Source organism: Achromobacter xylosoxidans, assembly GCF_001457475.1.
GTDB classification, from domain to species: Bacteria; Pseudomonadota; Gammaproteobacteria; order Burkholderiales; family Burkholderiaceae_B; genus Achromobacter; species Achromobacter xylosoxidans.
Genome location: NZ_LN831029.1, coordinates 1721195 through 1742956 on the forward strand (window position 1 = coordinate 1721195; position 21762 = coordinate 1742956).

The following is a 21762-nucleotide window of genomic DNA, read 5'->3' on the forward strand; positions in this document are numbered from 1 at the left end:
CTGGCTCATGCAATACCGCTACCGCTTCGCTTTCATCCTGTGGACCGTCTGGCTGGCGGGTTTGGTCATGCCTGGCAGGCCGGCGGCCGCGGACGGAATCGTTGCCGACGGCGCGGCGCCAACCGGGCAGCGCCCGCATGTGGTGACCACGCAGAATGGTCTGCCGCAAGTCAACATTGCCGCGCCCGATCAGGGCGGGTTGTCGCACAACCGGTACCTGCGGTTCGACGTGGATCGGCGTGGCGCGATTCTGAACAACTCGGCCACGATGACCTCCACCGGGTTGGCCGGGATGATCCAGGGCAATCCCAACTTCGGTCCGAACGGCGCCACGGCGCGTGTCATTCTCAATGAGATCAACAGCAGCAATCCCAGCATGCTGCGCGGCTTCATGGAGGTGGCGGGCGACAAGGCGCAGGTCATCGTGGCCAATCCGTCGGGCATTGTGTGCGATGGCTGCGGCACGATCAATGCGGGGCGCATGACGCTAAGCACCGGCAGTCCGCAGCGCAACGCCGACGGCAGCCTGGCGGGATTCCAGGTCGAGCGGGGCGTCGTGCGCATCGAAGGCGGCGGCCTGAACGGCGATGCGCGCCATGACACCGCCTATGTGGACATCCTGGCGCGCGCGGTCGAAATAAACGCCGGCGTCTGGGCCAGGGAGGCCGTGTCGGTGATAGCGGGGCGCAACCGCGTCAGCGCCGATGCGAAAACGGTCGCGCCGCTGGGCGCTGAAGCCATGACGCCGCAACTGGCGATAGACATGGGCCAGCTGGGCGGCATGTACAGCGGCCACATCCGCATGATTGGCACTGAGGCCGGAGTGGGAGTGCGCAATCAGGGCGGGCATCTGCAGGCGGCGGGAACGCTGACGGTCAGCAGCGAAGGCAGGCTCAGCTGGCTATCCGGTTCCACCGAGGCAGTGACCCAGGCGGGCGGTGATATTTCCCTGGCGGCGCGGGACGGCCTCGAGCATCACGGCAAGCTGTATGGCGGCGGCGCGCTGTCGGTCGCAAGCCGGACCGGGAACATCGAACAATCCGGCACGCTGGCGGCCGCGGGTGACGTCCGGCTGACGGCCGGGCAGGGCATCCAGAGCCGCGGCAACCTGCTGGCCGGCAGCGACATCAACAGCTCGCTGACTCGGATGGCGGACCTGGTATTGACCAGCCAGCAGGACGTGCGGGCCAGCGGCAATCTGCTGAGCCGGAAATCAATCGATATAAAGGGCAACCGCATCGACCTGAGCCAGGGCACGCTTGCGGCAGACCAATTGCGTATCCACGCGCAAGACGGCGAGATCGCGCTGCGGCAAACCACGATCGACAGCCGCCGGTTGGCGTTGGGCACCACCGGGGCCATCGATGCGCAACAGGCCAAGGTCCGAGCCGGCAGCTGGCGGGTCGGTGGCAACAGCCTGCTCAACCAGGCCGCCGTCTGGACCCAGGTGGAAGACGGAGAAAGCCGCTTCGCCTTGACGGGGGTGTTGGACAACAGCGGCGGCGTGATCGAAGCCCGCCAATTGGAGCTGGATGCCGGCTCCCTGGACAACCGACAGGGACGCCTGGTGATGCTCGGCGGTGGCGCATCACATGGGCGCATCGCTGGCCTGCTGGATAACCGCGGCGGCGAACTGGGCGGCAATGGTGACCTGGCGCTGAGCGCCGCAAGCATGGATAACCGGTCCGGCATGATCTCCAGCGCGGAGTCGCTGGACGTTGTGTCAGGTGGTGATTTCCACAACAGCGAAGGCACGCTGCGGGTTGGCAAGGGGCTGAAATTGAATGCCCAGGGCGTGCTCGACAATGCCAGCGGAATGATTGCCGCCGCGCAGGTCGATGTGACGGCGCAGCGCGTCCGCAATAGGCAAGGGCAACTCATTGGCCAGGGCGACCTGCGCCTGACGGCGCGGCAGGCGCTGGATAACGCGCAGGGCTGGCTCGAAGCCGGGCGGACACTGTCGGTCCAGGCAGGCGGCCATTGGGATAACCGCGACGCGACCGCCCTGGGAGGCGAGCAGGTCCGGGTGACGGTGGACGGGCTCGATAACACCGCCGGAAGGCTGCAATCGGGCGGCGACCTGCGCCTCGGCACCTTCCACGATCTCGTCAACCGGCAGGGCATCCTGACGGCCGGGCAAGCGCTGACCTGGCAGGGCGGCGCGGCAAGCCTGCTCGACAACGGCGCGGGCTCGCTGCAAAGCGGCGGCGCCATGTCGTTGACGGGAGGAGCGCTGCGCAATCTCCACCAAGGCGTCGTCCTGAGCCAGCAGGCGTTGGCGTTGACGCTGGACGGAACGCTGGACAACCAGGGCGGCATGCTGACCGGCCACGGCCAGATGGCGGTTCGTGCCGGGCAGTTGCGCAACGCGCAAGGCAGCATCCAGTCGCTCGCCAGCCTGGATCTCTGGTTCGCGGGCGCGTTGGACAACGGCGATGGCCGTATTTTCAGCCGCGAAAGCCAGCGGTTGCATGCGCAGGACATCCTCAATACGCAAGGGTGGATGGGCAGCCAGGGGGAGTGGTCCGCCGTCGGTGGCGCGTTCAGCAATCGGGACGGGTCGATACAGACGCTGGGCGACGCCACGCTTGCCGCGAATGCCCTGGACAACGGCAAGGGCGCGCTGCGGTCGGCCGCAAATCTGACGCTGCGCGTTGCGCAGGACATCGATAACCAGGCCGGCGACATCAGCGTCGGGGGGCGGCTGGACGTGCAAGGCGCCGAGGCGGGCGCCCGCGCCGGCGCCCTCAACAACGCCGCGGGGCGGATATCGACCGGCGCGGGATTGGCGCTGGCCGCGCAAGGCCTGGACAACACGCGGCAGGGCCTGATTCACAGCGAGCGCCAACTGCGGCTCGACCTGGGCGAATCGCTGGACAACCGCGACGGCCACGTGCAAAGCGGCGAGGCCTTGCAACTCGATGCGCGACAGGTGCTGAACGAAGGCGGCGCAATCGACAGCCAGCGCGAGCTCGATCTACGCATTGTCGGACGATTGGGCAATGACCGTGGAGCCGTGCGCAGCAATGGTGATCAGCGGATCGTTGCTGCCCGGGTCGGCAATCGGGCTGGCGTTTTCAGCAGCCGGGGCGGGCTGGCCGTGGTCGCCGATCACCTGAACAACGCCGATGGCATGTTCATCAGCCAGGGGGCGGGCGACTACCGCGTTGCCATGCTGGATAACCGGCAAGGCAAGATGCACAGCGGCGATGCCCTGACGCTGAACAGCGAGCAACTGGACAATCAGGCCGGCCAGCTGGTTGCCACCAGGACATTCCTGCTGGATGCGGCGCGGCTGGACAACAGCGGGCGCGGCAATATCACCAGCCAGGAGCGGCTGAACATCACGGCAGATTGGTTGAACAATAGCGATGGCGGCCTGTTGCTGGGGGCAATCCATACCGGCGTGGCGGCCCGCTCGGTGGACAACACGTCGGGACGTTTGCAGAGCGTCGGCAGCCTCACGCTGTCGGGACTGGCGAGCCTGGACAATCGACAGGGCAGCATCCAGGCCAACGGGGCGCTGCGGATCCAGGCGGACGAAGCGGATTCGCCTTCCGCGCTGTTCCTGTTCAACCAGGGCGGGTTGGTGGAAAGCGCTGGCACGCTGGCCATCGATGCCCATGCCCTGGACAACCGGGCGGGCACCCTGCGCAGCCAGGACGCGCTGTCCCTTTCGATCGGGCAGGACTACACCCACCAGGCCGGTGACACGATCAGCAGTAATGCCCAGGCCACGCTTGCCGTGGATGGCGCGTTGACCAACCAGGCCGAATGGCTGTTGCCGGGCGATCTTGTCGTGCACTCCACGCACTTGACCAACCAGGGATCCCTGGCGGCCAGGCACTTGCAAGTGACGACGGGCGCCTTGCGCAACCAGGGGCGGCTGGAAGCCGACCGCATGGCGCTCGATGTCGATACGCTGGACAACGCCGCGAGCGTGATGGGCGATGACGTCGCCGTGCGTGGCCGCGTGATCGACAACCATGGCCGCGATGGCGTGGTCGCCGCGACGCAGCAGCTGTCGTTGCAGGCCCGGGAACGGTTGAGCAACCGGGACGGCAGCCTGCTGTATAGCGGCGGCGCGCTGAACCTGGGCAGTGGCGACCTGCTGGAGAACCGTGCAAGCGTCATTGAAGCCGATGGCGACGTGGCGATCGAAGCCAAGCGCCTGGAGAACCTGCGCGAAGGCCTGGTGATCGCCCGGGACGCGCAGACAGATCCCGCCACCAAGTGGCAACGCTACAACTACTACTGGCGTTCCTACGGCTCCAAGGTCAACCCCGACCTGAGCAGCGTGGCGCCCACCACGCAACGCCTGACCTTCCAGGACGAGGATGCCGCCAAAAGCAACCCGTACGGCACCCTGTTGGCGATCGATGCGCCGGCCAAACGCGCACAGCTGCGGGTCCGCAACCGATGGGGGAAGCTGACCGACCTATGGGTCAACTATCTGGCGTTGGTGCCTGGCGCGGATGGCAGCTATGCCATGACCTTCTACGAAACGCGCGGGCATCGGCAGGGCCTCGTGCCGACGCCGTATCAAAACACCGTCTGGCGCGAGTTCGACTGGGGGCGCCTGGAACAGTGGGATCCGGAAAGGCACGTCGATATTGCCGCCGCGCCTTTCGTGACCGATTACAGCAATTTCCGCGAGCGCACCGTCACCAGCACCGTCACGCGCGACAGCCTGGTATCCGAAGGCACGGGCGCCCGCATCCTGGCGGGCGGCGACATGGCGTTGCGCATCTCCGGCAGCCTGTTGAACGACGCCAGCGTCATCACCGCAAACGGCAACCTCGATATCCCTGATGACGGCGTGGTCGACAACCGCGGGTATTCGGTGAATGAGCGGCGCCAGGAAATCATTGTCGACCACTACGACAAGGATACGGTGCACTGGTATCCGACCTTCAATCGCGACGTCACCACGGCGCTGAGTACCGTCGATGGAATCATCAGCGGCAATGGCAACGTCACCATCCGCGGCGCCAGCATCACCAACACCACAGTCGCGCAGGCGCAGATCAGCGACGTGGCCGCCGCATTCGAGGCGGTGCAGGCCGAACGCGCCGAATGGGAGCGCAACCCGCTGGCGGTCACGGTGCCGGACGCGGACCGCATCGACGGCGATACACAATTGGCGAGCGACCGTCCGCTCCTGCCCGCCGAACAGGCGTTGACGCAGAAGCGGCATTTGCGCCGCGTGGCGACCTCGATCCCGGACAACGGCCTGTTCCGCCAGCCCGCGGCCCAGGACAGCCCATACCTGGTCGTGACCGATGCCCGCTTCACCAGCCGCAGCGGATTCATCAGCAGTGATTATCTGCTGAAGCAGGTCGGGTTTGATCCGGCGCGGGCGCACAAGCGCCTGGGGGATGGCTTCTACGAACAGCGCCTGGTGCGGGAACAGTTGCTGCAATTGACCGGGCGGCCGTCCGTGCGCGGTGAAAGCGCGATGGACCAGTACCAGGCGTTGATGGCCAATGGCGCAAAAACGGCGCAAGACCTGCAACTGGTGCCAGGCGTGGCCTTGACGCCTGCCCAGATCGCGGCGCTGCAGCAGGATATCGTGTGGATGGTGAGCGAATCGGTCGATACCGCTACCGGTCCGCAGACCGTATGGGTGCCCAAAGTCTACCTTGCCGCATCCACGCTGCGCCTTACTGGCGATGGCGCGCTGGTTGGCGGCGGCGCCCTTCAGCTGTCGGCAGGCAGCGTCGATAACGCGGGCAATCTCTTCGCCGACCGGGCGCTCGGGATCGATGCGGACCAGTTCCTGCATCGAGGCGGTGATATCAAGGCCGACCGCATCGATATACAGGCGGATCACCTGGCAATCAGCAGCAATCTGCAGGACGCGTTGCGCCAGGCCAGCATGAGCGCCACCGACATTGCCTTGAGCGGCGGTGACATCCGTTTGCGGGGCGCCAGGCTGGACGCCACGCACGACTTGAACCTGAGCGCGCGTGACAGCCTGGACATCGGCGTCGCGCAGAGCCGCCACACTGCCAGCGTCGACGTGATTTCCGGCGCCATGGGCAACCGCACCCGTTCGGGCATGGAAACCGCCGGCCAGCGGATGGCGCAAGTCAGCGGCGAATGGCAGCAGTCGCAGGGCAGCGGCCTGAAGGCGGGCAACAACGTCAGCGTGACGGCGGGGCGGGATCTGGTCCTGCAGGGCAGCCAGGTCGCCGCGGGCGGTTCGGCGCACTTGCAGGCCGAGGGCGATGTGCGGTTGTCGGCGGCCTCCACCACCAACACGACCCGGCTCAAGGCCGGCAGCAGCACGTCTTCGGTCGACAACCAGCGGGAAGAGCAGCGCTTGAGCCTGGCGAGCGTGAGCGGTGATAAAGGCGTCACAGTACTGGCGGGCAACGCCGCCGTGCTGGAAGGCGCGCAGGTCGACAGTCGGCAGGGACACATAAGCCTGGAGGCCAACGACGTCTCCGTCGGCAGCGCGCGTCGGCGCGTGACCGATCAGGACGTCGAGCATACGCGTGACGGCAAGACCAAGGGCTGGCGCGAGATGGAATCGTCGCGCAATGAAGCCACCGGCAGCACGCTCAGTGGCCAGGATGGCATAACGATCGTCGCCCGCACTGGCGATATCGCCGTGACGGCCAGCACGCTGCACAGCGAGCAGGGGGATCTCGCCCTGCAGGCGCGGCAGGATGTGCGGATCGCCAGCAGCACCGAGAGCGAGACGCGGCAGTCGCGGGAACACGCCGAGAAAAAAGGCTTCCTGCGCAAAAGCGGCAGCGATACGGTCAAGGACGACCGCATGACGCGCGAGGCGGGCAGCGTGCTGAGCGGAGATCGGGTCAGCATCGTGGCGGGCAATGACCTGACGGTGACCGGTTCGGCCATTGTCGGCGACCGCGACGTCAATCTGCGCGCGGGGCGCGACGTCGATATTTCAGCGGCCACCGAAACCGAATCCCACTACCTGCTGGAAAAGAAGAAAAAGAGCGGATTGCTGGACAGCGGCGGCATCGGCTTCACCCTCGGCAACCAGTCCTCGCGTCACGAAGCGGACGAGCACGGCGTCATCCAGAGCCAGAGCGCCAGCACCATAGGCAGTACCCAGGGCAACGTGACCATCACTGCGGAAAACCGCGTGCATGTCCGCGGCGCCGACCTGGTGGCGGGGACGGACCTGGACATCACTGGCGACAGCGTGCGTATCGACCCGGGCTATGACGAGCGTACCCGCCACGAGACCTTTGAATCGAAACAACGCGGCCTGACCATCGCGCTGTCGGGAACGGTGGGCAGCGCGCTCAACACCGCGGTCAGCGCGGCTCGGCAGGCCGGGCAAGAGAGCGACGGGCGGTTGCGGGCGCTGCAGGGCGCCAAGGCGGCGCTGTCCGGCGTCCAGGCCGCGCAGGCGCTGGAGCGGGACGATCTGCTGACGCAAGCCGCCGATGCAAAAAACACCGCGGCAGGCCTGAGCGCCGGCGACAAGGATGCGGCGCAGGGGGCGACCAACACGATCGGCGTCAACATTTCCTATGGCAGCCAGTCGTCCAAAACCGAAACGCGCAGCGAGAGCCGGCGCGCGCAGGGCAGCACGCTGAATGCGGGGCGGGATATCTCGATCACCGCCACCGGCGCGGGCAGGGGGGCCGACAGCGGCGATGTCGTGTTGGCCGGCACCCGGGTCAAGGCCGGCGGTGACGTGCTGCTTTCGGCCGACCGCGATATTGAATTGCTGTCGGCGCGGAACGTCGAGCGCATCGACGGCACAAGCAGCAGCCACGGCGGCAATGTCGGCATTGGCATCGGCGCGGGCGCCGGGGGCTACGGCATCAATGTATCGGCCGGCGTCAATGCGGGCAAAGGCCGCGAAAAAGGACGTGGGCTGACCCATACCGAGACCTCGCTGGACGCGGGCGGCACGGTGATGTTGGCCAGCGGTCGGGACACGCTGCTCAAGGGCGCGCAGGTCGGCGGTGAATACATCGAGGTCAACGCCGACCGCAATCTGACGTTGCAGAGCGAGCAAGACAGTGACCATTATTCCGCGCGCCAGCGCGACATCAGCGCGGGAGGCAGCTTCAGCTTCGGCTCGATGAGCGGCACGGCGAACATCAGCGCCAGCCAGGACAAACTGCGCAGCGACTTCGATTCGGTCAAGGAGCAGACGGGCCTGTTCGCGGGCCGGGGCGGCTACGACATCAACGTGGGCCATCACACCCAGCTGGATGGCGCGGTGATCGCAAGCACGGCCGGCCCGGACCAGAACCTGTTGGATACCGGCACGCTGGGTTGGCGCGACATCGACAACCGGGCGGACTTCCAGGCGCGGCACAGCGGCGGTTCGATGGGAACCGGCGGGCCGGTGGGCAAGGACCTGTTGACCAATGCGGCCGGCGGCATGTTGTCCGGCGCCAATCACGGGGGGCATGCGTCGGGCACCACCCGGGCGGCGGTGAGCGAAGGCGGTTTACGCGTGCGCGACCAGGACAACCAGCGCCAGGACGTGGCGGAACTGAACCATGACGCGGCGCACGCGAACGACGGCAGCATCAGCCCGATCTTCAACAAGGAGAAAGAGCAGAACCGCCTCAGGCAGGTGCAGCTGATCGGCGAGATCGGCAGCCAGTCGATGGACGTCATCCGCACGCAGGGCGATATCGCGGGCCTGAAGGCGCAGACGGACCCGAAGGCGCTGGCCGAGGCGAGGGCACAGCTGGGCAAGGAGGGCCGGCTCTACACCGATGCGGACGTGATGGACAGGGCGTATGCCAATGCCATGAAGCACTACGGCACCGGCAGCGACCTGCAGAAAGCGGCGCAGGCGGTGACCGGCGCGCTGACGGCACTGGCGGGCGACAACCTGGCCGGCGCATTGGGCAGCGCCGCCGCGCCCTACCTGGCGACCGAAATCAAGCGGCGGATCGGCGAGGACAATCCCGCGGCCAACGCCATGGCGCACGCGGTGCTGGGCGCGGTGACGGCGCAGTTGAACGGCCAATCGCCGCTGGCTGGCGGCCTGGGCGCGGGCGGCGGCGAACTGGCGGCGCGGGTGATCGCGCGGCAGCTGTTTCCAGGTAAAGACCCCGACGCGCTGAGCGAAACCGAGAAGCAGCAGGTAAGCGCGCTGAGCCAGTTGGCGGCGGGAATTGCGGGTGGCCTCGCCACGGGGGATGCGGCCGGCGGCGTGACTGGCGCGCAGGCGGGCAGGAATGCGGTCGAGAATAACAATCTGAACGCACCTCAGTTGGACGAGTTCGCGGAGCGCGCACGAGGTTGCGGCGCTCGCGGCGATTGCCATCAAGTCATCGAGGAGATGGAGCGGCTGAGTGTTGCGCAGCAGGACCGGTTGATCTCGGTCTGCGCCACCGATCCAAATGCGTGCCGGAAGGAGTATGGCGATATCCCGGCAAACAGCATGCTGATCCGCGATGCGATAGATCGTGTGCTGGGAGACAGCGATATCCCATGGCAGATGAAGGCGGATATGGGGCCTTTGCTGTCGCAGCAGATAGACGCCGAAGGTGTTGTATCTAGTACCGAGTTTGCAGAACGGCTAGCGCGCACTTATGGCATCGACAAAGAGCGGGCCGAGTTGCTGTCGGGGGCGGTGCTGGGGGCAATTACCGGCGGAGCGGGGAAGGGGGGGAAGTCACCGGCAAAGAGCCATTCGGTACATGGCAAAGCAGGTGAGGATCACAAAGAAAATGTCCGATACCAGCCGAATAAGGACGCAGTTGGAAAGGCGGCGGAATTTCTAGAGCGGCCTGGGTTCGGTAGTGAAATAAAAGACGCCTCCCGGAAAACGAGCCAGCACTACCACGGACAGACTGTTTATCAAGCGGATCGTCGTATTGGTAATAATATTAGAAAAGGCGACAAATTCTATTTGGATGGGACGCATATGGATCATATTGAGGTTTTTGATAAGCACGGAAATTTTCGGTATGTTTTAAACCTGGATGGTTCTGTTAATGATCGTAAGACGAGAGCGGCGCGTGGGAGGAATTTGAAATGATTAATATAAATAAAATAAAATTAATGTTGCCGAAATTGCATGTTATGTTCGGAATTGGTGGCGATTTTGTGGGCGCTGATTGGAGCATTGACTATAGTTTAAATTTGGATGATGAGTTTAATGAGGATGTTGCAGAGCTTGGTTTGGCGATAAATTTCCTGAGCGCGGCTGTGCGGAAGTCTGATCTCCCTGCGATCATGTGTGCATTGGTGAGGGTGAGGGGGCGCTCAAATATTGCCGAGGGATTCTTTGCGAATATCGTGGAAGACCTCGACCGGGTTGGTTGGTCCGAGGGAGGGAGGCTGCGCGATGTGCCAAAAACATCTGCTGTTCCTGAGATTTATGAGTTATGCAAAAGTTACATGTTTGATTTTAAAGGATTCAACGAGCTTAAATTTGTAATGCCCTGCCTGTATGAGTTGTCAGGTTTAAAAAAAGGGTTTTTCAGTGAAAATTGGAAGATTGATTACACGTCGAATCTAGATGGTGAATTTAGTGGTGAAGTGGCGGACTTTCAGATGCATTTGGATGCCCTGGACGAGGCTGTAAGAATTAATGACTTGGTGGCGGTTAAGTACGCACTAGCGATGGCTCGATCTTCCTCGAGGGCGCTTTCGGACTTCTTTGAGCGTATTTGTGATGACATTGAAAATATCGGGTGGGCTGACGACAGGCCATGGGCCGACATTCCAGAGGACTATGAATTGCCGGCGTCCTACAACTATTCCGGTAAGTAGCGAGAAAGGCATGGGTTGTCAATATCATCTGCCCTGGCTACAGGCTGCGTGCTGAAGCTGGCATGTAGGTGACCGTGACGCGGCGCACGCGAACGACGGCAGCATCAACCCGATCTTCAATAACGAGGTAGTCAGGAGAATTTGTTGGATGATCTGCTGGAGTTGGATAAGGTTGCCTATGAGAAATTTATAGCCATTCTGAAATCGGAAGGGATGTTGGATGATGATTTTTATTAAGTGAAAATCTTTATCTAGGCTGTGTTGGGCGTGAAATTACGGTAACCCGGGAGAGATGGGTGAGGCTGAGAGGAACTCGTACGGAATTGACGATCAGGAATCAACTGATAGCGTCCGATTTGTCGATAAAGAAAAATGAATTGATCATGAGGTTCTTGCGAGAAAATTATGGAAAAATTGATTCAGCACAAGTTTTTGTGTGTACACCTGGTGAGGATGAGGATATATATCATATTTTAATTAATGGCCGTTTTATTGTGCGTTTTGAGGTTGAGAGAATCTCGGGAATTATTTGTGGGGTGGAGAATAGTTCGGTTTTTGAGTATTCAAAGAAATTAAGGGGTAGGTTAAGAAATTTAGAGATGTTGATTGCACTTGATTTGGCCAATAATCATTAATTTTTATTGATTCGGGGTGAGGGCGGACCCGGCAGCACTGGGAGCGTCTCTTGGCCGGCCCGTTGCGATAAAGTAATGGCCTTCCTCCTCACGGCAACCTCCCTCCAGCCCATGGCCACCTACGCATTCCGTCTTCTCAACGTCTTCGCCTCCAGCACCTTCACCGGCAATCCCCTCTGTGTATTCGAAGACGCGCGTGGCATGGACGATGCCACCATGCGCGAGCTGGCGGCGCAGTTCAATCTTTCCGAAACCACTTTCATCCTGCCGTCCGACGTGGCCGATGCGCGGGTGCGCATCTTCACGCCCGGCTTCGAGATGGGTTTCGCGGGCCATCCGACCATCGGCACGTCGCAGGTGGTGCGCGACCTGCTCAAGCGTGGCGATGCATTGACATTGGAATTCAAGGCCGGCGTCGTGCCGGTCACCGCGCAGGGTGACGCCTGGACTTTCACCGCGCCTTGCCCGAATGGCGTGCGCACGGCGGCGCCGACGCTGCCGGCCGCTGATATTGCCGGGCTGATGGGGCTGGACCTGGACGACCTGGCGGATGATCCCATCTGGGTGGATACGGGCGCGGACCAGCTACTGGTGCCGCTCAAGAACGTCGACGCGTTGCGGCGCGCGCATCCGGATGCTTCGCAGCTGGAGCGCTGGCAGGCCAACAGCCTGGGGCGCAAGGTCTGCTATCTGTTCGCCTTCGACCCGAACCGCCGGCAGGACGGGCGCGACGTCGTGGTGACGCGTTATTTCTACGCCAAGCCCGGCGGCGGGGTGCAGGAAGATGCCGGCACCGGCTCGGCCTGCGCCAACCTGGGGGGCTGGCTGCGGCATCGGCAGCACGCGCTGCCCGCCAGTTTCCTGGTGGAGCAGGGCGACCAGATGGGCCGTCCTTGCCGGTTGCTGCTGGACGTGCAGGCCGATGGCCGCATCCAGGTGGGCGGCCGCGCGTTGGAGATCGGGCGCGGCACGGTGGACGTCTGAGTGTTCGCGCGGGTCCGGCATGACCGGACTGTGCCTGTCAGGCGGGCCGCGGTAGCGCTGGCGGCAAAACGGTCTGGCGCGCGCTTCGGGCTGCCGCGATCCCGCGCCCAATGAAAAACCGGCGCCTGTGTGTGAGCACAGGCGCCGGTTTTTCATTGGATGGCCATCAAGGCCCGGCGGGTTACTTCTTGTTCTTGGCCGGGTCGACCTTGATGTTGTTCATCACCTGCTTCACGCCCTCGACACCGCGGGCGACGGTGGCGGCGTGGTCGGCTTCGGCGGCGGTGCCGACGGTGCCGGTCAGCTTGGCCACGCCATCGGTGGTTTCAACGGCGATGTCCAGCGCGCTCAGTTGCTTGTCGGCCACAAAGGCGGCCTTGACCTTGGTGGTCACGGTCGCGTCGGAGGCGTATTCGCCCACGGATTGCTTGGGCTTGCCGTCATTGGCGGCAAAGGCCATGGAAGTGAAGACAGCGCCCGTACCCAGTGCGGCGGCGGCGATCAGCTTGCGGAATTCCATAGTTGTGCTCCTTGTGTATGTGGTTTTCAGCGCGTTCAGGACGCAACGGCTAAGCGAAAATTCTCGGGGTGCGATGTTCTTCTATTTCTTGCGGAATGCGCCGCCCAGGATGGACAGCAGCGCCAGAACCAGGAAGACGAAGAACAGGATCTTGGCGATGCCCGCGGCGCCGGCGGCAATGCCGCCGAAGCCCAGGACAGCCGCGATGATCGCAATAACGAAAAAAACTACGGCGTAGTGCAACATGTCAGCTTCTCCTGGTGGCGTGGGGATCAGGGGTTGCGATCAAAGAAATCGCGCACTTCCTTTTCCGCCTGTTCCTTGGTCTTGCCGTAGCGCTCCTGGATCAGGCCAGCGAGGCGCTCGGCGTTGCCTTCCGTACGGGTCAACTCGTCGTCGGTGAGTTCACCCCAGGCCGCTTTGGCCTTACCGGTAAGTTGCTTCCACTTGCCAGCGATGATGTCGTTATTCATGGTGACCTCTCTTCGTTGTGGCGGATGCGGCGGCTTATGGCCGATAAGCTTGTGCATTCGCGGTTGAGTTGGACACTGATCAGCTTGAGTTCAAGGTACAGGCCGTCCGCGAGCCCTGTCAAAGGACGCTGTGGGCAAATGTAACGGCGGGGGACGGGGCAAAGCGCGCGTCTTTCGACGGCAGGTAGCGCAGGCGCACCAGGAGGGGAAGTTACATCTGAGCAACGTCTTGAGCCGTTTTGAGCGGGGCAGGTAACGGACCCCTACCCGACGAAGGCCTGCCCGACCCGCGCCTCGGGCGGGACGGCAATTGAGGCCGGCAGGCGGGCCATCCGAGGCTGGCCGGGTGGCCGGGGCACCGGTATATTTGGGGCAGGTTCCACGCACGGGTTTGCTGCCCGCGTGGCCGGGCCCCCTTCACACAGAGAGGACATGCATGACGCAACGATTCCTTGGCACGATCCTGCTGGCGCTGGCCGCGATGGCGGCGCTCGGTTGCACCCACGTGACGGACCGGTACCAGGCGGCGGCACCCGACCTATCGGCCCGCGGCTGAAGGGCCGGGCAATGAAAACGGGGCGCACAAGGCGCCCCGTTTTCATTCGGTCCCGCGACCGGGATCAGGCTTCGCGGATGCGTTGGGCGATGTGCGCCAGCGCTTCTTCCACCTGGTCCACCAGGATCAGGCACAGGTCGCCGGCGTTCAGGCGCGCCAACGCCGTGTCGATGGCCAGGAACTCGCCGTGGATCTCCTCGATGTGGCGAGTACGGCTGGCGTTGACCAGGCCTTGCTGCAACAGGGCCAGCACCTCGCCGTCGGCGCGGCCGCGCTGGCATTGATCCTGGTACAGCAGCACGTCGTCGAAGGCTTCGCCCAGGATCTCGGTCTGCATGCGGATGTCTTCGTCGCGGCGGTCGCCGGCGCCGCTGATGACCACCGAGCGGCGCTTGGCCGGCATGGCGTCGACGGCGCGCACCAGCGCCAGGATGGCATCCGGGTTGTGGCCGTAGTCCGCGATCACGGTGGCGCCGCGATAGTCGAACACGTTGAAGCGGCCGGGCGCGGTCTGGGCGTCGTTGACGAAAGTCGCCAGGCCGCGGCGCACGATGCTCCAGTCCAGGCCCAGCGCCCAGGCCGCGGCGATCGAGGCCATGGCGTTTTCGACCTGGAACACGATGGTGCCGTTGCGCGTGAGCGGAATCTCGGCCAGCGGGAAGCGGGTTTCCTCGCCGCCCTGGGCCGCGACGATGGCGTCGCCGTCGCGGTAGACCACGCGCAGGCCCTGGGCGCGGTGCGTGGCCATCACCGGGTGGTTGCGGTCCTCGGCGAAGTAGGTGATCGAGCCGGGGCAGCTGGAGGCCATTTCCGCGACGATGGGATCGGCGGCGTTGAGCACGGCGGTGCCGCTCGGATGTACGTGCTGCACGATCACGCGCTTGACCACGGCCAGGTCTTCGACGGTGCTGATGTAGCCCAGCCCGAGGTGATCGCCCATGCCGATGTTGGTGACGATGGCGACGTTGCAGCGGTCGAAGGCCAGGCCTTCGCGCAGGATGCCGCCGCGCGCGGTCTCGAATACGGCGGCGTCGACGTCCGGGTGCATCAGCACGCTGCGGGCGCTGCGCGGACCGCTGCAGTCGCCGGTGTCGATGCGCAGGTTGTCGACGTAGACGCCGTCGGAGTTGGTCATGCCGACGCGGTTGCCGGCCGTGCCCAGGATGTGGGCGGTCAGGCGCACCGTGGTGGTCTTGCCGTTGGTGCCGGCCACCGCCACCACCGGGATGCGGCCGTCGTCGCCATCGGCGTACATGTTGGCGATGATGGCTTCGCCCACGGCGCGGCCCTTGCCGAAGGAGGGGTTCAGGTGCATGCGCAGGCCGGGCGCGGCGTTCACTTCCACCACGCCGCCGTTCTGGTCTTCGAGCGGGTAGTGCACGCTTTCGGCCACCACGTCGACGCCGCAGATGTCCAGGCCGATCATGCGGGCCGCGGAGACCGCGCGCGCCGCCATCTCGGGGTGCACTTCGTCGGTCACGTCGGTGGCCGAGCCGCCGGTGCTGAGGTTGGCGTTGTTGCGCAGGAAGATCAGGGTGCCCGGGGCGGGCACCGAATCGGCGTCGAAGCCCTGCTTTTTCAGCGTGGCCAGCGCGATGTCGTCGAAGCGGATCTTGGTGAGCGACGTGGCGTGGCCGTCGCCGCGCAGCGGGTCGGCGTTGACCTGGTCGACCAGTTGGCGGATGGTGTGCACGCCGTCGCCGGTCACCTGCGGCGGATCGCGGCGCGAGGCCGCGACCAGCGCGCCGCCCACCACCAGCAGGCGGAAGTCGTGGCCGGGGATGTAGCGCTCGACGATGACTTCGGAGCTGATCTCCTCGGCCACTTCGAAAGCCTGGATCACGCGCTCGCGCGTCTCGATGTTGACCGCCACGCCGCGGCCCTGGCTGCCGTCGCGCGGCTTGACCACCACCGGGCCGCCCAGCTCCTGGGCCGCGGCCCAGGCGTCTTCGGCCGTGGTGACCGAGCGGCCCAGCGGCACGGGCACGCCGGCCGCGTCCAGCAGCATCTTGGTCAGGTCCTTGTCCTGCGCGATCGATTCGGAGATGGCGCTGGTCAGGTCGGTTTCGGCGGCCTGGATGCGGCGCTGCTTGCTGCCCCAGCCGAACTGCACCATGCTGCCTTGCGTCAGGCGGCGGTAGGGAATGTTGCGGGCGGTGGCGGCGTTGACGATGGAGCCGGTGCTGGGGCCCAGGCGCACGTCCTCGTCCAGCTCGCGCAGGCGCTTGAGGGCGTCGGCCAGGTCGAACGGCGCATCGTCCAGCGCCGCCTGCACCAGCTGCTGCGCCAGGTCCATGGCCAGGCGGCCGACTTCTTCCTCGCTGTATTCCACCACCACCTGGAACACGCCGGGCTCGATGGTGGATGAGGTGCGGCCGAAGGTGACGGGGCAGCCGGCGTAGGCCTGCAGCGTCAGGGCGACGATCTGCAGCACGTGCGCGATCGAGACGGCGCCCTGGTGGCCCTCGGGACGCAGCAGGCCGGTCTGCGGTAGCCGCGCGCGCAGGCGCGCTTCGAAATCGGGCAGGTTGTCGATGGAGCATTCGGCGTCGGCGCACGACACGATGGCTTCGATCGCCGTGTTCTTGCTCCACAGGTTGGGGCCGCGCAGCGCTCGGATACGGGAAACTTCCATGGCAGGTATTCCTGTCTAGCTTGCGCGCGCCGGCGGCGATGGCCGTGGCGCGCGCGATGATGTCAGTGTTGCTGGATCCAGCGGCGGACGAGATCGATGGTGGGGCCGGAGAAGGCTTCGTCGGATTGCAGCAGCACGAAGTCGCCCGCGGCGATGCCGGACAGCTGGCTCTCGATGGCCTTGCCGTGGTCCGGCTCGTCGATGATCTGCTTTACGCGGCTGCCTTGTTCCAGTCCCTGGCGCAGCAGCGCGCGCGCCTGGCCGGCGGGACGCTTGCTGGTGACGGTGGCGTCGTCGTACAGCACCACGCGGTCGAAGGCGTCGCCCAGCAGCCTGCCCTGCTCGATCAGGTCCGCGTCGCGGCGGTCGGCGCCGGCCGAATAGACGGCGGCGCGCGTGGTCGACGGGAATTGGTCGATGGCGGCGATGAGCGGGCGCAGCGCGGAGGCGTTGTGGACGTCGTCCACCACCACGGTGCTGCCGTTGCGCTCGAACAGCGTGAACTGCCAGGGCGCGTCGGCCTGGTCGATGTCGAAGGTCTCGATGCCGGCGCGGATCAGTTCGACCGGAATGTCGAGCGCCCACGCGGCGCCGACGGCGGCCAGCACGTTCTCGACCTGGAAGGCGACGCGGCCGCCATGGGTGAGCGGAATCGCGGCGACGTCGGCCAGGCGCTCTTCGTGGGCGCCCTGGGCGAGCACGATGCCGCCGTCGCGCACGAACACGGCGCGGCCGTCCTGTTGCAGGTGGGCGGTGATGGCGGGCAGGGCGGGATCGATGCCGAAGAAGATCACGGCGCCGTCGGACAGCTCGGCCATTTCCACCACGCGCGGATCGCGCGCGTTGAGCACGGCGGCGCCCGTCGGCAGCACCACGTCGACCTGGGTGCGGAACACGTTGAACATGCGTTCCGTTTCATTGATGTCGAAGTCGCCGAGATGGTCGGCGTCGTCGATGTTGGTGACCACGCCGACCTGGCAGCGGTCGTAGGCCAGGCCCTGGCCGAGGATCACGCCGCTGTCGTTCTCGATGACGGCGGCATCGACGTTGCGGTTCATCAGCACGCGCGTGCCGGAGGCGAAGTCGGCGCGGTCGCCTTTCTGCACCAGGCGGCGGTCCAGGTACAGGCCTTCGCTGCAGGCCAGGCCGGTGCGCTTGCCCGACAGGTGCAGGAGGCGCGCGACCAGGCGCGCGACCACGGTCTTGCCGTTGGTGCCGGTGACGCCGACGATGGGGATGCGGCCGGCGTCGCCTTCGGGAAACAGGTGATCGACGATGGCGCGGCCGACCGGGCGCGGGGTGCCGTCGGCCGGCTTCAGGTGCATCAGCAAGCCGGGGCCGGCGTTGACTTCGACGATGGCGCCGCGCTGTTCGTCCAGCGGACGTGAGATGTCCTCGGCCACCAGGTCGACGCCGGCGATGTCCAGGCCGACCACGCGGGCCGCCAGGGTCACGGTGGCGGCGACGCTGGGGTGCACGCGGTCGGTGACGTCGAAGGCGACGTTGCCGCTGCGCTGCACCAGCACGCGCTGGCCATCGGCCGGCACGCTGTCTTCGGACAGGCCCTGGCGGGCGATCTCGAGGCGCGCGGCCGAATCCAGCCGCACCGGGTTGAGCGGGTGGTTTTCGGTGCGGCCGCGGCGCGGGTCGGTGTTGATCTGGCTGTCGATCAGTTCGGTGATGGTGGATTTGCCGTCGCCCGTGACCCAGGCCGGCTCGCCCGCGGCGGCGGCCACCATGCGGTTGCCGACCACCAGCAGGCGGTGTTCGTTGCCCAGCACGAAGCGTTCGACGATGACGCCGCTGCCTTCGTCGACCGCGACGCGGTAGGCGGAAACCACTTCTTCGCGGGTGGTCAGGTTGGTGAAGACGCCGCGGCCGTGGTTGCCGTCGTACGGCTTGACCACCACCGGCAGGCCGATGTCCTCGGCGGCTGACCAGGCGTCGTCCTCGCTGTCGACCAGCCGGCCTTCCGGCACCGGCACGCCGCAGGTCGAGAGCAGTTCCTTGGTCAGGTCCTTGTCGCGCGAAATGCCTTCGGCGATGGCGCTGGTGCGGTCGGTCTCGGCCGTCCAGATGCGGCGCTGGCGCGAGCCGTAGCCGAACTGCACCAGGTTGCCCTCGAACAGGCGGATGTAGGGGATGTCGCGGTCGTCGGCGGCATCGACGATGCAGGCGGTGCTGGGACCCAGGCAGTGCTTGTCGACCAGCCGGCGCAGGCGCGCCACGGCGGCGTCCACATCGAACGGGCGGTCTTCGATGGCGGCCATGACCAGGTCGCGGCCTTCGTTCAGGGCGGTGCGGGTGACCTGTTCCTGCCAGGCGCGCACGACGACCTTGTAGACGCCGCGGGTGGAGGTTTCACGGGCCTTGCCGAAACCGCCGCGCAGGCCGGCGAGGTTCTGCAATTCCAGGGTGACATGCTCGAGAATGTGGCCGGGCCAGGTGCCTTCCTTGACGCGCGACAGGAAACCGCCACGCACACCCGGGCTGCAGCGGTGCTCGATCAGGGTAGGCAGCCAGGCGGTCAGCCGCTCGTAGAAGCCGGGGATCGTGTTGGAGGGGTAGTCCTCCAGCTCGCCGATGTCCACCCACGCCTCAAGTACCGGACGGTACGTCCAAATGTTCGGGCCGCGCAAAGCCACGACATCGAGAAATTCAATGTCTTTCTTTTTCATGTTTTAATTTACTTGAGAAGCAGGTTGGCACGCGCGGACGCCCCTATGCAAGACCGCGAATTTATTGGGGTTGCGCCTTAAGAATAATGCCAACGAGTGGGGGATCCCAGATATTCCTAATTAGAAAAATCGGCTGATACTATACGACGCCTTCAAAGGCGTGAACTCGTTGTGTTGTAAGGAAGGGACACGTTTCCAACCCGGGGTTGGGATGCCGTCGCCGCCTTGTAGGGCAGAGTCCTGGCCCGGTATGCGTTCCAATGAAAAAAACACACCTGCTTTCCGGCCTAGCCGAAGCCTTTCCTGCCCGCTGGCGGGATGAATTCCGCGCAGAACTGGCGGAGGGCGAAACCCTGCTGGCCTGGCTCGAAATAGACCTGGACCAGCGCCTGAAGTTCCGTCCGGGCCTGGTCGCGGTGACCGACCGCCGCCTGATCGCCCGCAATCCCGCCGATACCGGCTGGGAAGCCTGGCCCTATGGCCCTCAACTGTCCCTGAATCTTTCCGACCACGCCGGCGCCGCCGTGCTGGAATTGCACGACGACAGCGCCCGCCTGGGCGTCTGGCGCTTCACCCTGGCCTGCAACCCGGCCGCGCTGCGGCTGCTGGGCCAGTTCGAGGCGCAGCAGGCCATCCGCCTGTCCGGCCACCAGGAGGCGGCGCCGGGCGAACGCCAGTGCACCATCTGCAATAACGTCATTCCCGCCGGCCAGGACGAATGCCCCACCTGCAACCAGGAACAGGCATCCCCATCCACCACCTGGGCGCTGCTGCGCCTGTGGCGTTTCGCGCGGCCATACCGCCTGCCGTTGCTGGCCGGTTTCCTGCTGACCCTGCTGGGCACCGCGGCGACCCTGGTGCCGCCGTACCTGACCATGCCGCTGATGGACGACGTGCTGATCCCGTTCCAGAACGGCGCGCCGATCGACTATGGCAAGGTGCGCCTGTACCTGGGCGGACTGCTTGGATCCGCCATCCTGGCGTGGGGCCTGGGCTGGGCCCGCACCTACATCCTGGCCTGGGTCAGCGAGCGCATCGGCGCCGACCTGCGCACCACCACTTATGAGCACCTGCAGCAGCTGTCGCTGGAGTATTTCGGCGGCAAGCGCACCGGCGACCTGATTTCCCGCATCGGCAGCGAGACCGACCGCATCTGCGTGTTCCTGTCGCTGCACCTGCTGGACTTCGCCAACGACATCCTGATGATCACCATGACCGCGGCGATCCTGGTGTCGATCAATCCGTGGCTGGCGCTGGTCACGCTGGTGCCGCTGCCGTTCATCATCTGGATGATCCACGCGGTGCGCGACCGCCTGCGCCATGGCTTCGAGAAAGTCGATCGCATCTGGTCGGAGATCACCAACGTGCTGGCCGACACCATTCCCGGCATCCGCGTGGTCAAGGCCTTTGCCCAGGAAAAGCGCGAAGTGGCGCGTTTCCGCGAGGCCAACAACCGCAACCTGGAGGTGAACGACCGCGTCAACACCACCTGGTCGCTGTTCTCGCCCACGGTCACCTTGCTGACCGAGGTCGGCCTGCTGGTGGTGTGGATCTTCGGCATCTGGCAGGTGTCGCAGAAGCAGATCACGGTGGGCGTGCTGGCGGCCTTCCTGGCGTACATCGGGCGCTTCTACACGCGGCTGGACTCGATGAGCCGCATCGTGTCGGTGACGCAGAAGGCGGCCGCCGGCGCCAAGCGCATCTTCGACATCCTGGATCACGTGTCGAGCGTGCCGGAGCCGCAGAACCCGGCCAAGCTGCCGCAGATCAACGGCCGCATCGAATTGCGCGACGTCGGTTTCCGCTACGGCAACCGCCAGGTCATCCGCGGCCTGGACCTGAGCATCGCGCCCGGCGAGATGATCGGCCTGGTGGGCCACAGCGGCTCGGGCAAGAGCACCCTGATCAACCTGATCTGCCGCTTCTATGATGTGTCGGAAGGCGCGATCCTGGTGGACGGCGCCGACATCCGTTCGGTGCGGGTGGCCGACTATCGCCGCAACATCGGGCTGGTGCTGCAGGAACCCTTCCTGTTCTTTGGCACCATCGCCGAGAACATCGCCTACGGCAAGCCGGACGCCACCCGCGACGAGATCGTGGCGGCGGCCCGCGCCGCCCATGCCCATGAATTCATCCTGCGGCTGCCGCATGGCTACGATTCGCTGGTCGGCGAACGCGGCCAGGCGCTGTCCGGCGGCGAGCGCCAGCGCATCTCGATCGCGCGCGCGCTGCTGATCGATCCGCGCATCCTGATCCTGGACGAAGCCACGTCGTCGGTGGACACCACCACCGAGAAGGAAATCCAGAAGGCGCTCGACAATCTGGTGCGCGGGCGCACCACCATCGCCATCGCCCACCGCCTGAGCACCTTGCGCAAGGCCGACCGGCTGGTGGTGCTGGACCGCGGCCAGATCGTGGAGCAGGGCCCGCACGAGGAACTGATGGCGCGTGAAGGCGCCTACTACCGGCTGTACCAGGCGCAGGCGCGCCAGAACGAGGCCGACGCGCAGGCCTCCGGCAGCGAAGACATGGCCGCCGTGGCCTGAG

10 protein-coding genes are annotated in these 21762 nt (G+C 65.2%); 5 read left to right on the forward strand and 5 right to left on the reverse strand.

The window, feature by feature from the left end; all coding sequences use genetic code 11:
• Window positions 1-7: 7 nt before the first annotated feature.
• The 4 genes from AT699_RS30855 to AT699_RS07795 all read left to right on the forward strand — a co-directional run bounded on the left by AT699_RS30855 (window position 8) and on the right by AT699_RS07795 (window position 12353).
• The gene (locus tag AT699_RS30855; protein WP_024068161.1) at window positions 8-9997 is read left to right on the forward strand and encodes a hemagglutinin repeat-containing protein; all 9990 of its coding nucleotides are present in this window, start codon (window positions 8-10) and stop codon (window positions 9995-9997) included.
• Entirely contained in the window at window positions 9994-10734 is a 741-nt protein-coding gene (locus AT699_RS07790; protein WP_145964673.1) for a hypothetical protein, read from the forward strand. The genes AT699_RS30855 and AT699_RS07790 overlap by 4 nt, the downstream gene beginning before the upstream one ends.
• A 383-nt stretch (window positions 10735-11117) precedes the next feature.
• Window positions 11118-11369, forward strand: a complete 252-nt coding sequence (locus AT699_RS31465) for a hypothetical protein (RefSeq protein WP_145964674.1) — start codon at window positions 11118-11120, stop codon at window positions 11367-11369.
• Window positions 11370-11480: 111 nt separating this feature from the next.
• On the forward strand, window positions 11481-12353 hold the full coding sequence (locus tag AT699_RS07795) for a PhzF family phenazine biosynthesis protein (protein WP_024068162.1): 873 nt from the start codon (window positions 11481-11483) through the stop codon (window positions 12351-12353).
• 181 nt (window positions 12354-12534) lie between these two features.
• Here AT699_RS07795 and AT699_RS07800 read toward each other — a convergent pair whose 3' ends face one another.
• From AT699_RS07800 to cphA (AT699_RS07815), 5 genes are all read right to left on the reverse strand, one after another.
• A complete protein-coding gene (locus AT699_RS07800) occupies window positions 12535-12873 on the reverse strand; it encodes a BON domain-containing protein (RefSeq protein ID WP_024068163.1) in 339 nt (112 codons plus the stop codon).
• A gap of 81 nt (window positions 12874-12954) precedes the next feature.
• Window positions 12955-13119, reverse strand: coding sequence for a DUF1328 domain-containing protein (locus AT699_RS30860; protein ID WP_006389411.1), 165 nt, complete (start codon window positions 13117-13119; stop codon window positions 12955-12957).
• Window positions 13120-13145: 26 nt separating this feature from the next.
• A complete protein-coding gene (locus tag AT699_RS07805) occupies window positions 13146-13346 on the reverse strand; it encodes a CsbD family protein (protein WP_006389412.1) in 201 nt (66 codons plus the stop codon).
• Between the two features lie 620 nt (window positions 13347-13966).
• A complete protein-coding gene (cphA, locus tag AT699_RS07810) occupies window positions 13967-16537 on the reverse strand; it encodes a cyanophycin synthetase (protein ID WP_006389414.1) in 2571 nt (856 codons plus the stop codon).
• 62 nt (window positions 16538-16599) lie between these two features.
• Window positions 16600-19215, reverse strand: coding sequence for a cyanophycin synthetase (gene cphA / locus AT699_RS07815; RefSeq protein WP_006389415.1), 2616 nt, complete (start codon window positions 19213-19215; stop codon window positions 16600-16602).
• A gap of 260 nt (window positions 19216-19475) precedes the next feature.
• Between cphA (AT699_RS07815) and AT699_RS07820 the strand changes: the two genes are divergently transcribed.
• Window positions 19476-21761: a cyanophycin metabolism-associated ABC transporter gene (locus AT699_RS07820; RefSeq protein WP_020924614.1), complete on the forward strand. Its 2286-nt coding sequence runs from the start codon at window positions 19476-19478 to the stop codon at window positions 21759-21761.
• Window position 21762 lies beyond the last annotated feature (1 nt).

Bases quoted from the DNA above. Each gene is read 5' to 3' on its own strand.
- AT699_RS30855 (WP_024068161.1), top strand. From the start codon at position 8: ATGCAATACCGCTACCGCTTCGCTTTCATCCTGTGGACCGTCTGGCTG.
- AT699_RS07790 (WP_145964673.1), top strand. From the start codon at position 9,994: ATGATTAATATAAATAAAATAAAATTAATGTTGCCGAAATTGCATGTT.
- AT699_RS31465 (WP_145964674.1), top strand. From the start codon at position 11,118: ATGAGGTTCTTGCGAGAAAATTATGGAAAAATTGATTCAGCACAAGTT.
- AT699_RS07795 (WP_024068162.1), top strand. From the start codon at position 11,481: ATGGCCACCTACGCATTCCGTCTTCTCAACGTCTTCGCCTCCAGCACC.
- AT699_RS07800 (WP_024068163.1), bottom strand. From the start codon at position 12,873: ATGGAATTCCGCAAGCTGATCGCCGCCGCCGCACTGGGTACGGGCGCT.
- AT699_RS30860 (WP_006389411.1), bottom strand. From the start codon at position 13,119: ATGTTGCACTACGCCGTAGTTTTTTTCGTTATTGCGATCATCGCGGCT.
- AT699_RS07805 (WP_006389412.1), bottom strand. From the start codon at position 13,346: ATGAATAACGACATCATCGCTGGCAAGTGGAAGCAACTTACCGGTAAG.
- cphA (WP_006389414.1), bottom strand. From the start codon at position 16,537: ATGGAAGTTTCCCGTATCCGAGCGCTGCGCGGCCCCAACCTGTGGAGC.
- cphA (WP_006389415.1), bottom strand. From the start codon at position 19,215: ATGAAAAAGAAAGACATTGAATTTCTCGATGTCGTGGCTTTGCGCGGC.
- AT699_RS07820 (WP_020924614.1), top strand. From the start codon at position 19,476: ATGAAAAAAACACACCTGCTTTCCGGCCTAGCCGAAGCCTTTCCTGCC.